At 68.1% G+C, this 13,642-nt stretch carries 16 protein-coding genes; 7 read left to right on the top strand and 9 right to left on the bottom strand.

Annotated elements, in window-relative coordinates; translation table 11 throughout:
• Positions 1-336 precede the first annotated feature (336 nt).
• Positions 337-708, bottom strand: a complete 372-nt coding sequence (locus LCY71_RS02705) for a 30S ribosomal protein S8e (protein WP_225334827.1) — start codon at positions 706-708, stop codon at positions 337-339.
• Positions 709-791: 83 nt separating this feature from the next.
• Here LCY71_RS02705 and LCY71_RS02700 point away from each other — a divergent pair, with 83 nt between their 5' ends.
• Both LCY71_RS02700 and LCY71_RS02695 read left to right on the top strand, forming a co-directional pair.
• Positions 792-1,232: a DUF2240 family protein gene (locus LCY71_RS02700; protein ID WP_225334826.1), complete on the top strand. Its 441-nt coding sequence runs from the start codon at positions 792-794 to the stop codon at positions 1,230-1,232.
• Positions 1,232-1,630: a DUF7993 family protein gene (locus tag LCY71_RS02695; RefSeq protein ID WP_225334825.1), complete on the top strand. Its 399-nt coding sequence runs from the start codon at positions 1,232-1,234 to the stop codon at positions 1,628-1,630. Before LCY71_RS02700 ends, LCY71_RS02695 begins: the two co-directional genes overlap by 1 nt.
• Before the next feature lie 6 nt (positions 1,631-1,636).
• Here the strand turns inward: LCY71_RS02695 and LCY71_RS02690 are convergent, their stop codons facing one another.
• Positions 1,637-2,116, bottom strand: a complete 480-nt coding sequence (locus LCY71_RS02690) for a hypothetical protein (protein ID WP_225334824.1) — start codon at positions 2,114-2,116, stop codon at positions 1,637-1,639.
• Positions 2,117-2,256: 140 nt separating this feature from the next.
• On the opposite strand from LCY71_RS02690, the gene pyrF reads away from it, so the two are divergent.
• Positions 2,257-3,078: an orotidine-5'-phosphate decarboxylase gene (pyrF, locus tag LCY71_RS02685; protein ID WP_225334823.1), complete on the top strand. Its 822-nt coding sequence runs from the start codon at positions 2,257-2,259 to the stop codon at positions 3,076-3,078.
• A gap of 97 nt (positions 3,079-3,175) precedes the next feature.
• Here pyrF and LCY71_RS02680 read toward each other — a convergent pair whose 3' ends face one another.
• Positions 3,176-3,382, bottom strand: a complete 207-nt coding sequence (locus tag LCY71_RS02680) for a hypothetical protein (RefSeq protein WP_225334822.1) — start codon at positions 3,380-3,382, stop codon at positions 3,176-3,178.
• 150 nt (positions 3,383-3,532) lie between these two features.
• On the opposite strand from LCY71_RS02680, the gene LCY71_RS02675 reads away from it, so the two are divergent.
• The 3 genes from LCY71_RS02675 to LCY71_RS02665 all read left to right on the top strand — a co-directional run bounded on the left by LCY71_RS02675 (position 3,533) and on the right by LCY71_RS02665 (position 6,761).
• The gene (locus LCY71_RS02675; protein ID WP_225334821.1) at positions 3,533-4,186 is read left to right on the top strand and encodes a J domain-containing protein; all 654 of its coding nucleotides are present in this window, start codon (positions 3,533-3,535) and stop codon (positions 4,184-4,186) included.
• Between the two features lie 134 nt (positions 4,187-4,320).
• On the top strand, positions 4,321-5,001 hold the full coding sequence (locus tag LCY71_RS02670) for a phosphoglycolate phosphatase (RefSeq protein WP_225334820.1): 681 nt from the start codon (positions 4,321-4,323) through the stop codon (positions 4,999-5,001).
• A 137-nt stretch (positions 5,002-5,138) separates the two neighbouring features.
• A complete protein-coding gene (locus LCY71_RS02665; RefSeq protein ID WP_225334819.1) occupies positions 5,139-6,761 on the top strand; it encodes a GTPBP1 family GTP-binding protein in 1,623 nt (540 codons plus the stop codon).
• Between the two features lie 362 nt (positions 6,762-7,123).
• Here LCY71_RS02665 and LCY71_RS02660 read toward each other — a convergent pair whose 3' ends face one another.
• Both LCY71_RS02660 and LCY71_RS02655 read right to left on the bottom strand, forming a co-directional pair.
• Entirely contained in the window at positions 7,124-8,329 is a 1,206-nt protein-coding gene (locus LCY71_RS02660; protein ID WP_225334818.1) for an orc1/cdc6 family replication initiation protein, read from the bottom strand.
• Positions 8,330-9,336: 1,007 nt separating this feature from the next.
• Positions 9,337-9,999, bottom strand: a complete 663-nt coding sequence (locus LCY71_RS02655; RefSeq protein WP_225334817.1) for a helix-turn-helix domain-containing protein — start codon at positions 9,997-9,999, stop codon at positions 9,337-9,339.
• A gap of 106 nt (positions 10,000-10,105) precedes the next feature.
• Between LCY71_RS02655 and LCY71_RS02650 the strand changes: the two genes are divergently transcribed.
• On the top strand, positions 10,106-11,137 hold the full coding sequence (locus tag LCY71_RS02650) for an NAD-dependent epimerase/dehydratase family protein (RefSeq protein WP_225334816.1): 1,032 nt from the start codon (positions 10,106-10,108) through the stop codon (positions 11,135-11,137).
• Positions 11,138-11,200: 63 nt separating this feature from the next.
• Here LCY71_RS02650 and LCY71_RS02645 read toward each other — a convergent pair whose 3' ends face one another.
• The 4 genes from LCY71_RS02645 to LCY71_RS02630 form a co-directional block, all read right to left on the bottom strand.
• Complete coding sequence (locus LCY71_RS02645) at positions 11,201-11,878, bottom strand: HAD family hydrolase (protein WP_225334815.1); 678 nt, start codon at positions 11,876-11,878, stop codon at positions 11,201-11,203.
• 25 nt (positions 11,879-11,903) lie between these two features.
• Complete coding sequence (locus LCY71_RS02640; RefSeq protein ID WP_225334814.1) at positions 11,904-12,386, bottom strand: double winged helix-containing putative transcriptional regulator; 483 nt, start codon at positions 12,384-12,386, stop codon at positions 11,904-11,906.
• Between the two features lie 19 nt (positions 12,387-12,405).
• The gene (gene mch / locus LCY71_RS02635; protein ID WP_225334813.1) at positions 12,406-13,338 is read right to left on the bottom strand and encodes a methenyltetrahydromethanopterin cyclohydrolase; all 933 of its coding nucleotides are present in this window, start codon (positions 13,336-13,338) and stop codon (positions 12,406-12,408) included.
• Positions 13,339-13,401: 63 nt separating this feature from the next.
• Positions 13,402-13,629, bottom strand: coding sequence for a hypothetical protein (locus LCY71_RS02630; RefSeq protein WP_225334812.1), 228 nt, complete (start codon positions 13,627-13,629; stop codon positions 13,402-13,404).
• Between the last annotated feature and the right edge of the window lie 13 nt (positions 13,630-13,642).

Raw genomic sequence — 13,642 nt, 5'->3', positions numbered from 1 at the left:
GACAGACGACCCGCGGGCCCTCTGTCGGCGACAGGCGGGAACTGTGGACCATGCTGGCGGACGCGGCGGCGCGCCGTCACGGCCCGTGATCGACGTGTCGCACCGGGCCGTGACCGACGCGGCGCGTCGGGCACCAGGGGCGTGCGCTGCTCGGCCACGTTCGCACGCCATCGGATTCTCTCGGGCAGGATCACAAAAGCGTCGCTAAGAGCCGTACGAACGACTCCTGATAACTATAGAGCGCTCAGTAGACCGGCGGCTGTGCGTCCAGGGGAGGACGTCGCCACTCCGGGGAGGGGTGGCGAAGAGCGTCTCGAACCAGTACGGCCTGCAGAATTACTCGACGAGAACGGCGTTGACCTGGCCGTCCTGGCCGGGGCGGGAGGTCACCTTCGCGCGGCCTTCGCTGGTCTCGAGGACGGCGCCCTTGGTGATGATGTTCCGGCGGGCGTAGTTGGGGTTCGAGGGGTTCTCCGCGACGTTCTGGATCTCGGCGCGGACGACCTCGCCGCCGTCGGCCACGCTGGCGACGTCGGTCGACACGGCGCGGATCTTCGTGGAGTTGCCGCGGGCGTCGACGAACTTCAGCTTCTGGTCGCCGACCTGGGACTCCGTGGATTCCCGGCCGAGCTCGTGCTTCTTCTTGTCGCTGGACGGCCGCAGTCGGCCGCCGGTCCGCTTGCGCATCGAGCGTCCCTGATCTTTCATATCCCCCCGAACGCCCACGCGCTACTTGAACGGTTCGATGCGAAACGGAATCCTCATTGGTCGACCGCCGCCAGAGGGTATCCATGAGCCTCCGCCGGACGGTCGCCGCGCCCTTCCGCACCGAGGGGAGCGACCGGATGAGCGAGAGCGAGTTCGTCGTCGCCCTCTCCCTGGACCGTGACTGGTTCTCGCCCGACCAGGCCAAACGCCTCGTGGACGTCGCGGCCAGCGAGGGGCTGCTGGAGCGGGATGACGACGCGGTCGTCGCCGCCTTCGACTTCGCCGACGTGACCGTTCCGGAGGACTTCGCGCCCGACGAATCCGTGCTGCAGGAACGGTCCACGTTCGAGCGAGTGCTCGACGCCGTCGTCGAGACCGGCGTCGAGAAGCAGGACGCCGTCGCCGCGGTCAACCGCCTCCAGACCGATCTCGGGGTCACGCTGGAGGCCGCCGCCGTTGTCTACGCCCGCCGGCAGGGCGTCGACGTGACCGACATCGCCGAGCGCGCCCGGGGTGAGCTGTGATGGTCGAGGACCGCATCACCGACGGCAAGCGCATCGGCCAGCTACTGGCCTCGGAGCTGACCGGGCTGGAGCGCGGCTCGCTCGCGGACGTCGAAGTAGTCGACGCCGAACCGGACGCCGAACCGACCCCCGACGGCACCGTCGCTTTCGGCGTCGATCACGACGGCGAGCGGGTCGCTACGGCGTACGTCCACGACGACCACGCACGCCTGGCAGTCGAAGGCGCACCCGGCGACGAGGTCGCGGCGGAACGGGAGGGCGACAGCGACGGAATCGAGCGGGACGACCTCGACGTGAACGCCGACGGAGAGGGGGCGACGATACGGGTCCACAGCGGGGCTGCGGCCAAGCGGGCGGCCGATGCGCTGCGGACGGTTCTGGCGAGCAGGGACCAGTAAGACGGGTCAGGACGGTCGCTTCTCGACCAGTTCCCGGGAGGTCCACGCGATGAAGCCGGTCAGCATCAGGACCGATCCGACGAGCGCGATGGTCGCCGCGAGGAGCCACAGGAGGTCCGGGAAGCCCAGTACCGGGCCGAAGATTGCGACCGTCATCGGCGCGACGAGCACCAGCCCGGCCCCGCCGGCGACGACGCGGCGCTGGAGCCGCGTCAGATCTACGCCCAGCTGGAACGGGCTCGACTCGTCGGCCGGCTCCGGTGCCGCCAGGCCGACACAGAACAGCGGGACGCCGACGAACACCAGCACCCCGGAAACCACGGCGGCGAAGAAGCCGCTCTCGGCCGGCAGTCCGAGCAGGGCGCCCGCGAGCACGAGGCCGAACCCGCCCACGAGGCCGATCGGCCGCAGGCGCGGGTGCGCGAGGACGTCGTCGAGGTCCGGCAGCGACTCTGCCACCGGCCCGACGTCCAGTGATCCCTTCATGCGGCACGGGTCGGAGCGGCCTGCAATATACTCGGGGGCCCGAGTATCACGTCTGATACTGCGGTCGTGAAGGGCGGGCCGTCGCGGCGGAGTCCCGTCGGACCGACAGTCTTGTGTCCGTCGCCGTCGCGCGGTCGAGCATGGGATTCTTCGACCGCCTGCGCGAGCGCATCGCGGCCGCCGACAGCGTGGTCTCGGTGGGGCTGGACCCCGACCCGGACCGCCTGCCGGCGGCCGTCGCCGACGCCGACCTGCCGCGGTGGGCGTTCAACCGCCGCATCATCGACGCCACGCACGAGCACGCGGCCTGCTACAAGCCCAACGCGGCCTTCTACGAGGACGCCGACGGATGGCGGGCGCTCCGGGAGACGGTCGCCTACGCCCATGGCAAGGACGTGCCCGTCCTGCTGGACGCCAAGCGGGGCGACATCGGCAACACCGCCCGCCAGTACGCGGCGGTCCTCGACGAGGTCGACGCTGTCACGGTCAATCCCTACCTCGGCGGCGACTCGCTGCAGCCGTTCCTCTCCCGGGAGGAGAAGGGCGTGTTCGTCCTCTGCCGGACGTCGAACCCGGGCGGCGCGGACCTGCAGGACCTCGAACTGGCCGACGGCGGATTGCTGTACGAGCGCGTGGCGGCGCTCGCAGAGGCCTGGAACGAGAACGACAACGTCGGCCTCGTCGTCGGTGCGACCGCGCCCGAGGAACTGGAGGCGGTCCGCGAGGCGGTACCCGACCTCCCCTTCCTCGTGCCCGGCGTCGGCGCTCAGGGCGGCGACGCCGAGGCCGCCGTCGAACACGGCCTCGCGGACGGCGCCGGCCTGGTCAACTCCTCGCGCGGGATCATCTTCGCCGGCGAGGAGGTCCCCGGCGGCCGCGAGACAGACGACGAGGAGGCGTACTTCGGCGCTGCCGGCCGCGCGGCGCGGGACCTCAAGCGGCGGCTCAACGAGTTCCGGTAGTCCCGCCTGCGAATCGGGGTCGGCCGCTCGGAGCGCCGGTCAGCGATCAGAGTTCGTCGGCGATCAGAGTTCGTCGGCGATCAGAGTTCGTCAGCGTTCAGAACTCGTAAGTGTCGACGCCGTCGGGCATGTCCTCGTCGTCCGGCTGGCGTGGCCGGTCCGGCTGACCGATCTCGGCCGCGCACTCGACGCAGACGCCGGCGTCCTCGTCGAAGTGACGCTCGCAGACCAGCTGCCCGCAGCGGTCGCAGGTGTGTTCCACGGACGGCGCCTCGCAAATCTCGCACAGTCCGGTGACGCTCATGCCGGAGTTTAGCATCCCTGGACGTTTGAACGCTCCGCCGGCATGAATTTCGGGTTTGAGTGGCGGAGATCCCCCGTCGCTGGCCGACGCCGACGGCGGACCTGGCAGCGCAGCGAGAGGCTTACGGTGGTCCCGTCCTAAGGGCGTCCCGTGCGATACGACCGTCTCACGACTGGGCTCGCCGTGGTGCTGGGGACGCTCACGGTCGTACTGACAGTCGTGGCGCTCCTGAGCAACCTGGCGGTCCTGTTTCTCGCGCTGTTTTTCGGCCTGTCGACGTACCTCGTCTGGTACCACGCCAGCGGACGGATGGCGAGTCGCCTCTACGAGCGCGTCGAGCGACGGGCTCGCGTCGACGGCAGGCGGGGGCGACGAGGAGCGGAGCGCAGGCATGCGGCGTCAGAGCGGGCGGCCCGCGGTCGCAGCGGGACGGGCAGGGGACGCCGCGCCGGTGCCGGCCCCCGCGAGGACTGGACGCCGCCGCGCGACGGGGCGACGGCCCGCGAGACCGCCTTCGGCGGTCGGGCCTGGGGCGGCCGCGGCGGATTCGGCCGCGGTCGAAGTGCCAGGCGCGCCGGCGGGCAGCGACAGCGGCGGCGCGCGCCGTCGGCCAGCAGTGGTCCCACGCCCGCCGAGGCCTACCGGACGCTGGGGCTCGATCCCGGCGCGGACGAGGCGGCCGTCAAGTCGGCCTACCGCCAGCGCGTCAAGGAGGTCCACCCGGACGCCGACGGCGGCGACGAGGACGAGTTCATGGCCGTGAAGGAGGCCTACGAGACGCTGACAGACTATAGTAGAAATTGAACGCACTGATACACTCGAGGGGCACCTGGGGTGCCCCTCGATGTGTGAATAGTTCCAGTTTCTACTATAACTGCCGTCGCTCGTCTCTCACCCGGGACCGCAACGCCGATAATCGTCGGCGGGGAGTGGCTCCCATGGAGACGCCTCCGCTCGTCGTCGACGTGGACGGCACGCTGACGGGACCGGATCAGGCCGTCGATCCGCGCGTGTTCGACGTCCTGCGCGAGTGGCCGGAGCCGGTGGTGGTTGCCACCGGCAAGGCGATGCCCTTCCCCATCGCGCTGTGCCAGTTCGTCGGGATCGAGCCCTGCGTCGTCGCCGAGAACGGCGGCGTCGCCTTCGTCGGTCACACGGACGAACTCGTCTTCGGCGGCGATCCAGAGGCCGTAGAGGCCTTCGTCGAGGAGTACCGCGACCGCGGGTACGATCTCGGGTGGGGCGGGGTCGACCTGGCCAACCGCTGGCGGGAGACCGAGGTGGCCATCGCCCTCGACCGGGACCGGGAGCCGATCGACGAACTGGCCGCCAGACACGACCTCGTCGTACTCGACACGGGCTTCGCCTACCACGTGAAGTCGCCCGGCGTCGACAAGGGGACCGGGCTGGAACTGGTGTGTGACGAACTCGACCGCGAACCCGGCGAGTTCCTGGCCGTCGGCGACTCGGAGAACGACGTGCCCACCTTCGAGATCGCCGGGGAGTCGGTCGCCGTCGCCAACGCCGACGACCGGGCCCGGCGGGCCGCCGACCGGGTCGCTGACGCGGAGTACGAGGACGGATTTCTGGAAGCCGTCGGATCGTACCTCTCCGGGTAGAGTCGACGGTCACCGATCCCGTCGGCCCGCTATTTTTGTGAGATATTAGTAGAAATAATATGTCTCCGGAGCGCTATTGCTCGCTCCCGATCCGATTCCGGGGAAGGCTTTTATCCAGTGGTCCGTTACCTCGTGTCATGAGCCCCGACCGGGCCGTCCTCCAGCGCGCCATCGAGCGCGGGGAGCAGGAGGGCGGCAGCGTCGAGTTCAAAGAGCGGCTCACGGAGGAGTTACACCTCGCAGACGGCAGGCTGGCGAGCCTCGCCGCTCAGCTGCGACACCGCGTACTCTCGGGAGACGGGGAGGCGACCTACGTCGTCGGCGTCACCGACGACGGCGGCATCGCCGGCATCTCGCCCGACGACTTCTCGGAGTCGATGGACGTCCTGTCGCTTCTGGCCGAGGAGGCCGGCGCGCACATCGAGGAGGTACAGACGTGGGGCGTCGAGGGCGAGGGGGACAACGATACCGGCATCGTCGGCGTCGCGACCGTCCGCGAGGGGCGGCGGCTTGAGGACGACGACCACATCGTCGTTGGTACGGCGGGTCACGTCGACCACGGCAAGTCGACGCTCGTGGGGTCGCTCCTGACCGGTACGCCCGACGACGGCGAGGGCAGCACCCGCTCCTATCTGGACGTCCAGCCCCACGAGGTGGAGCGGGGGCTCTCGGCCGATCTCTCCTATGGCGTGTACGGCTTCGACGACGAGGGCCCGGTGCGGATGGACAACCCCGACCGGAAGTCGGATCGGGCGCGGGTCGTCGAGGAGGCCGACCGGCTGGTGAGCTTCGTCGATACCGTCGGTCACGAGCCCTGGCTCCGGACGACGATTCGTGGCCTCGTCGGGCAGAAGCTCGACTACGGATTGCTGACCGTCGCCGCCGACGACGGGCCGACGAAGACGACGCGGGAACACCTCGGGATTCTGCTGGCCACCGATCTGCCGACCATCGTGGCCATCACGAAGTGCGACCTCGTCGACGACCAGCGCGTGGCGGAGGTCGAACGCGAGGTCGAGGGCCTCCTGCGGGACGTCGACAAGACGCCGCTGCGGGTGGCCCGCCACGGCGTCGACGTCGCGATCGAGGAGATCAGCGAGACGGTCGTGCCCGTCGTCACGACGAGTGCGGTCACGATGGACGGGATGGACCAGCTGGACGCCATGTTCGAGCAGCTCCCCAAGACCGCCGGACAGGACGGCGACTTCCGGATGTACGTCGACCGGAGCTACAACGTCCAGGGCGTCGGCGCGGTCGCCTCGGGGACCATCAAGTCCGGCACCGTCGAAGCGGGCGACGAACTCCTACTCGGCCCGATGCAGGACGGCTCCTTCCGCGAGGTCGAGGTCAGGTCCATCGAGATGCACTACCACCGCGTCGACGAGGCCCGCGCCGGTCGCATCGTCGGCATCGCGCTGAAGGGCGTCGACGAGGCGGACGTCGAGCGCGGGATGGTGCTGCTGCCGCGAGACGCCGACCCGACGCCCGTCCGCGAGTTCGAGGCAGAGGTCATGGTGCTCAACCATCCGACCCGCATCGACGCCGGCTACGAACCGGTCGTCCACCTGGAGACCATCAGCGAGGCCGCCCAGTTCTTCCCCGAGAACGGCCAGCTCCTCCCCGGCGATAACGGGGACGCGCGCGTCCGATTCAAGTTCCGCCCCTACCTCGTCGAGGAGGGCCAGCGGTTCGTCTTCCGCGAGGGGCGCTCGAAGGGCGTCGGCACTGTGACCGGCGTGCCGTCGGGAGAGAGAGAGTAGGTTTCGAGTGCTTTGGGACAGTCGGTGGGGGGTCGCTGTTCCAGTTCGACTGGGGAGTGACGCTGCGTCGATTCGTCTGTGGAACGACGCCCCGATCGATCAGTCTGATCCACGATACATCGATCTGACTCCGAAGAGAGGGAGAGTAGATTTCGAGTGCTTTTTGATTGTACAGCTCGGGACCCATCACCGAATGACGGAATAGATCTATTTCCCCCGTTACTGATCCAGTGAACGAGACCTGTCCAGTCGGTAAGAGAGAGAGAGTAGGTTTCGAGTGCTTTTCGATCGACAACACCGGGACAGCTTGAGTGCCGGAGTGCCCCTCGATGTGTGAATAGTTTCAATTTCCACTATAGCAGTCAGGACTCGTCGGCGACGTCCTCGATCTCCTGACGCGTCTCGAGGACGAGTTCCGGATCGAGGTCGTCGAGCTCGAACTCGTAGTACTGGCCGCCGCTGAGTCCCTCGTTGCGCTCGTAGCGCTTCAGGAACCCCAGCATCTGGAGGTCCGAGAGGTGGCTGTGGACGCTCCGGACCGTGGTCAGCGGGTCGTGAGCCCACGACTCGGCGACGGTCTGGTAGAGATCGTATATCTCCTTGGCGCGGGCGGGCGTCTCGTCGTCCGTCTCGAGGTGCGCCAGCGTCTCCAGCACCAGCTGGGCGTGGATCGTCTGGTCGCGGATCTTGTTGCTGAGCCGGCCGCGCTGGACCCGCTTGCGGGCGCGGTCGATGTGGTCGTCGGTAACGCAGTACTCGCTCTGGTTCTCAGCGACCTCCGCGCCGACGCGCAGCAGGTCGATGGCCTGGCGTGCGTTGCCCATGTCCCGCGCAGAGAGCGCGGCGGCCTTGGCGATCGCCGACGAGTCGTAGCCGTCCTCGCGGATCGCCTTCTCGGCTCGCTCCTCCAGAATCGCCCGCAGTTCGTCCGCCGAGTACGGCGAGAATGAAATCTCCGTCTCCATGAGCGTGTCCTTGACCTTCGCGGAGAGCTGCTGGCGGAAAGTGTAGTTGTTGGAGATGCCGATGACGCCGACGCGGGACTCCGTGATGTGGCCGATCGAACGGGCCCGCGGTAGCTCGTAGAGGAGAGTGTCGACGTCGTCGAGGTGGTCGATCTCGTCGAAGATGATCAAGTGTGTTCCTCCGGTGGCGTCGAGTTCGTCGTACAGCGCCTCGAACGCGTCGCCCATACCGAGCCCGCGCTTGGGGAACTCGTCCTCGTCCGGTCCCCGGAGGTCGTTGACGAGCGCCCGGACGACCATGAAGACGGTCTTGCCGTTGCAGTTCAGTTCGTGGACGTGGAGATCGTCGGCTTCCGGGCGGTCCTGAATCTCCTCCTGCAGGGCGTCCATCATGTAGTTCGTCACTGCGGTCTTCCCGAGCCCCGCCTTCCCGTAGAGGAAGATGTTCTGCGGGCTCCGACCGAACAGGACGTCCTTGAGCGCGTTCCGGTACCCCTCGATCTCCTCGTCGCGTTCGAGAATCTCGTCGGGCTGGTAGTCCTCGGTCAGGACGCTCTTGTCGGCGAAGATAGTATCCGTGACGGCGTCGAAGGGACCACCCATCGCTACCCTACCTTCCACCACGCCACCACATAAGGTTTACTTCACGTGCTTCCCGTGCTTCTAGTGTTCCACATGTTTCACGTGTTTCAGAAGATTCATGTGCTTCGCACGAATTGCGCGCAGCAGAGCCGGCTCTGCTGTGGTCAGATGGACCGCCTCTTCGCCTGAAATGCCTTTCTACTGCTTTCCCTCCCGCGTTTCGAACGGTTCTCGAACGTGTTGGCGAACAGAGAGTAGATTTCGAGTGCTTCTTCGAATTTAACATGTCTCCGGCATCGGCAGACGAGCAGAGGAGAGCAGAGGTGGGAGACGAGCCAGTTGCTGTCCGGAGTCGTCATTTCGATAGGGTCGGATGACACCCCTGGCTCCGTTACCTGAAGCACACGAAACGTACTCTCTCCCTGTCGACTGTCCGCTTTTTGTCCTCTTCCGCGGGGTCTATTTCTCGCACCTCCGTTTCACCTGCTTCTCGCCTCCCGTGTCTACCATCTGCCTCGTTTCGCCTGCTTCTCGCCTCACGTGTCCGCCATCTCCCGTGCCCTCGTCTTACCGAGCACTCGAAACGTCCTCTCTCTCTCTATCTCCTTTGACCTATCCGCCGCAAGCATTCGAAACGTACTCTCCCTCTCGTCTCTTCCTTCGTCCTACCACGCTCCCTATCGTCCCACTCCGTCTCTTTTCGTTCCGCTTCGTCTGCTTCCGCTTCTCCCAACCGCTCCTCTCACGGTAAGCACTCGAAACGCCCTCTCTCACTCTCCGCGTTGACTCTCACGTTCCGCTCTGGCGCTCACCTCCCGCATCGACTCTCACTCCCAGACACCCGCACCCACTCACGTGCCAAGCACTCGAAACGTCCTCTCCCTCTCCACTCTCTCGACTGCCCGCAGTCTGCGCTCTCCGATCAGTCGTTTGCCGGTCCGAAGAGTGGGCTTCGAGTGCTTTCCGGCGACATCTATCGGTTCCGCCTCGGAACAGAGAGTAGGTTTCGAGTGCTTCGTGACTCTGTCTCACACTCGTCCGAACAACGCGCGCAGCACGCGTGACTCGGCCTTCCGGAGGTGTTCAGCGGCCGTCGAGGGGGCACATCCGAGCCGCTCGGCCACGTCGGTCTGGCTTCCCCGTCGCGGGACCTCGTAGTACCCCACTGCCAGGGCCGCCTCGACCGCCTCGCGCTGGCGGTCGCTCAGTGTCGACGGGAGCGTCTGCGGAATCGCCTGCAGTCCCGTGATCTCTTCGACGGTCACCCCGACCGGGTCCGGGACGCTGTCGATGGCGGCCTGGATCTGATCACCCGGGCCGAACACCGAGAACGTCACTGGCCCGTCCGGGTGGTACTCGATCGGCGGAATCGTCACGAGGCTGCTCCGGTCGACCACGCCGAACAGCGCCCGGACGGACTCTGTCGTCGCGTCCCGGATATAGACGTAGAACGAGTCCTCGTCGGCCCGGTGCAGGTCGTACTCCAGCACCTCCGGGATCGACCGCATCGCGGCCTCGAACCGATCGGCGTCGCCCTCGACGTAATGGAGGATGCCCAGCTCCTCGCCCGTGTAGTTCCAGTTGAGCGCCGTCGCGTAGCCCACGAACTCGGCGTTGGCGACCACGTCGTACATCGGGTGGACTTCGTCCTCCCGACCGCCCGCGCTGAGCCGCAGCCGGACGTGTTTCATGCGGCTGACCACCGCTGCCGGTACCTTAAAACCGCACTCGTCGACTTAAACCCCCCGCGCCACTCCGGCAGCAGCGACTCGGCGACTCCGGACGAACTCGATTAACGTGAAAACGTTCGTCACGGGGGCCACGGGCGTGTTCGGACGCCGAATCGTCGACGAGCTCACCGACCGGAACCACGAGGTCCTCGGACTGAGCAGGGACGCGGACGGCGACGCCGTCGTCCGGGACTACGGCGGCGTTCCGGTCAGGGGCGACGTCCTCGACCGGGACACCCTCCGGAACGCCACCGACGACGCCGACCGAAACGGCGACGCCGTCGACGTCGTGATCCACACGGCCACGAAACTCCCCCCGGCAGAGAAGACGACCGCGGAGTACTGGGCGCGCAACGACGAGGTCCGCCACGGGGGCGCGCGGAACCTCGTCGCCGTCCTCGGCGACGACGTCGACCGGTTCGTCTTCCCGAGCGTCGTCTGGGTGGCCCGCCAGCCCGACGGCTCCGTCTTCGACGAGTCCGCTCCGCGCCATCCAGACCGCGCCACCCAGTCCGCGGCGGACGTCGAGGACCTCTTCGAGAACGCCGCCGACGACCACGGCTTCGACCCGCTGATCCTCCGGACCGGGTTCTTCTACGGCCCGGACGATCACACGACCCGATCGTTCGCCGAGAACCTCTGCTCCGGCGACCTGCCGGTCGTCGGCGGCGGCGTCCTCGGCCGAAAGGACGCCGAGCTCTCCCTGCTGCACGTCGACGACGCCGGCCGCGCGGTCGCCGCCGCGGTCGCCGCCGGCGTCACGGGGCTCTACCACGTCGTGGACGACGAACCGGTCACCGTCGCAGACTACCTCCGGACCTTCGCCGACCTGCTCGACGCCCCGGAACCGAGCCGCGTCCCCTGGTGGGTCGCCCGCCCCTTCGCCGGGAAAGACGCCGTCCGGTTCATGACGAGTCCGATGCCCACGACCACCGACAAGTTCCGCAGCGACGTCGGCTGGAAGCCCGAGTACCCCACCTACCGCGAGGGACTCGAACAGGTCGTCGAGACCTGGCGGGCCGACGGTACGCTCGCGGAACTCCGCGGCGAGGACGCCGACGCCGGAACGCAGACGAGAACCGTCGAAAACACGATCTGAACGCGATTGTCCGAACTCGCTGACCGTTACAGCTGAGACCGTCGCACAGCTAGCCTCCGCCGGTCACGCCCACGGCTCGTCCAGCAACTCGTCCATCCGATCGATCCGGTAGTGCGGTTCCGGCTCCACCACCTCAACGCCGTCCTGTTCCAGCCAGACCGAGCGCACGCCGGCCGCGTGCGCGCCCGCGACGTCGGTGGACAGGGAGTTGCCGACCTTGACGGCCCGCTCGGCTGACGTCCCGAGAGCCTCCATCGCCACCTCGAACGGCTCGGGGTCGGGCTTCGCGGGCGTCTCGTGGCCGGCGTGGACGACCGTCTCGAACCAGTCCTCGATGCCCAGGCTTCGGAGCTTCTCGGACTGCATCTCCGGGGCACCGTTCGTCACAACCGCCGCCCGATATCGCTCGCACAGCGTCTCGACGGCCTCGCGCGCGCCAGGCAGGAACGCCACCTCGGCCTGGTCGCGCTCGGCGGCGTAGGCGGCCGCCACCTCGCGGGCCAGGTCCGGGTCCCGACCCTTCTCCTCTGCGAGCGCCACGAAGCTCCGCTCGCGAATCTCGTCGGCGTCGTCGCACCCCTCGACGTACTCGCCGAACTGCTCCCTGTACTCCGCGGCCGTGAAGAACGGCTCGATCCCCACCGCGCCGAAGGAGTGCTCTACCAGTTCCTCGACGCTCTGCCGGTACTCGCAGACGGTGTCGTCGAGGTCGAACAGGACCGCCTCGACCGGCTCGCTCATGCGCGTGAATGGTCAGGCACCCGGCTTAACTGGCCGGGTGATATTCGTCGCCGTCCCGCTCCGCCAGCCCGAAGGCGACGCTCCACTCCAGCAGCCGTTCAGTCCGCTCGCGCCACTCCGATTCCCAGTCTTCGCGGCGGTCGCGCTCCCAGCGGGGCACCTCGTCGGCCAGCGCGTCGAAGGCCCCGTCGACGTCGATCGGCCCCTCGGCAGACAACGCCGCCAGTAGCTCCTCGACGCCGAAGACCCGTTCGCGGAACCGCTCTGTCAGCGTCGCGTCGTCGGGCTGGTCCCGCAGCCGCCGGTAACCACTGCTCGTCTCCTCCGCGAGGCCTAGCGCCTCCAGCAGCGTCAGGTACTCGCGCGCGCGGTCCCGCGACAGGACGTCCGTCTCGTCTCGGATCCGCGAACAGCAGTCCTCGACGCTGCCCGGGACGAGCGGCAGGGTCTCCGCGGCCTCGCGGAGGAACGCGACCGATCGGGGCTCGGGGACGACCTTGTACCTCACAGTTACACCTCCGGACGGCTCACAGCCCGAAGCTCTCGGCCAGCACGTCCTCGTGGACGTCGCCGACGACGTGGGTCGGACCGCCGACGACGTCGACGGTCACCTGCGCGGGCGCGAACACCTCGACGGGCACCTCCGAGAAGTCCCAGTCGGCGTCGTCGAAGGCCGCGCTCAGTGGCGCGCCGTACTCCTCGGCGGCAGTCGAGGCCACCTCGTCGAAGCGGTCGAACTCCTCCTCGACGGTGAGGTGGACCCGCCCGCCGTAGGCCAGCGCGTCGGTGGTCCGCGCGATGGCGGTCTCCTCGTCCTCTGCCACGGGCGCGACGGGCGCTGCGCCGTGGGCCGAGAGGATCTCGACGGGGTCGTAGCCCAGTTCCGTCAGCCGGAAGGTCGCCAGTTCGGCGGCGCGGGCCGCGGCGACGACGCTGCCGGTGACGCTGGCGCTCGCGTAGGTCGGCAGGAAGACGGCAGTCTCCGGGACTCCGGTCATCTCGGCGACGTGCTCGGCGACTGCCTGGTCCGGTAGCTCGTCGCTCTCGATCGTCAGCACGGCGAAGTCGGCGGCGTCGCGATATCCCACGCGCGCGAACACGTCCTCCTCGGCGACGAGCGCCCTCGCGGGGCCGCTGCCCAGGCCCTCGAACCCGTCGACGCTCAGCTCCCAGCCGCCCTTGGCGGAGCAGAGCAGCCCGAGCGCGGGGTGGTCGGTGGACAGTTCGACGTGGGTCAGCGGCGCGCCGTCGACCTCGTCGACGCGGGTCTGGACCGACGCCAGCCCCGCCGACTGGATCTCCGCGAGTAACAGCCCGGCCTCGACGGCCCCGGGCACGTCGACGCCGAAGTCGATGACGGCGGCGTCGCCGGCCAGCTCGTGGACCTCGAGGGTCAGCTCGTCGGCGAAGTCGACCGCCTCGTCGACGAGCTCCGTGGCCATCCGGTTGAGACTCTCCATGTCCCCGGATGCGCCGCCCTGCGGTTTATACCCACCGTCAGAGCGTCCCGATCACTGGAACGGTTAGAACAGCCCGGCCGCCAGCGCGGCTCCGGACGCCGCGAGCACGACGCCGCCGATGCGGCCAATCCGTCGCTGGCGGTCGGTTCGCGGCCCGCCGGGGTCGGGGTCCCCGATGTACGATATCTTCGCCTGGAGCCGTATCATCTTCATCGGGTACGCCACCCACAGCACGCCGAGGACGAGGGCGACGATCCCGACGACGAACTCCAGCAGCGTCGGTCCGGCCATGCACGGGCGTTGG

The sequence above is a fragment of the Halomicrobium urmianum genome, from assembly GCF_020217425.1.
GTDB lineage: Archaea > Halobacteriota > Halobacteria > Halobacteriales > Haloarculaceae > Halomicrobium > Halomicrobium urmianum.
Note: the sequence above shows the minus strand (reverse complement) of the source record. Positions and strands in the feature narration are given on the sequence as shown.